This is a genomic window from Spirosoma jeollabukense (assembly GCF_054777855.1).
Map to the genome: position 1 here is coordinate 1 of NZ_BAAHAD010000081.1, position 766 is coordinate 766.

General features: G+C 51.4%; 1 rRNA gene. It reads right to left on the bottom strand.

Annotated elements, in window-relative coordinates:
* A 23S ribosomal RNA gene (locus ACYVEA_RS34640) occupies positions 1 to 712 on the bottom strand; the annotation flags it as partial.
* Positions 713 to 766: the final 54 nt, after the last annotated feature.

Consider the following 766-nt stretch of genomic DNA (forward strand, 5'->3'; position numbering starts at 1 on the left):
CGGGTTTGACACCCAAACACTCGCATAGATGTTAGACTCCTTGGTCCGTGTTTCAAGACGGGTCGCTGACAACCATTACGCCAACATCCGAGCCGAAGCGCGTTCCTCGGTCCCGAGAGGCCGCATGACACCCCGGTCTATAAGTCTACCCGTGGGTAGGTACATTCCCGGGGCCTTTGACCGACCCTCAGAACCGATGTTGGCCTGGACACGACGGAGTAACCTAGCCAAAAGGCTAGGGGAACCGTCGCGCTCAAGTCTGGTTGCAAGCGCTTCCCTTTCAACAATTTCACGTACTTTTTAACTCTCTTTTCAAAGTGCTTTTCATCTTTCGATCACTCTACTTGTGCGCTATCGGTCTCTGGCCGGTATTTAGCTTTAGAAGAAATTTACCTCCCATTTAGAGCAGCATTCCCAAACTACTCGACTCGTCGAAGGAGCTTTACAGAGGATCGGTGTCCAACCAGACGGGGCTCTCACCCTCTATGGCGTCCCGTTCCAGGGAACTCGGAAGGCACCGCACCAAAAGCATCCTCTACAAATTACAACTCGGGCCCGAGAGCCAGATTTCAAATTTGAGCTGTTGCCGCTTCACTCGCCGTTACTGGGGCAATCCCTGTTGGTTTCTTTTCCTCCGCTTATTGATATGCTTAAATTCAGCGGGTATTCCTACCTGATTCGAGGTCAACATTCAGAAGTTGGGGTTTTACGGCATGGCCGCGACGATTACCAGTAACGAGGGTTTTACTACTACGCTATGGAAGCT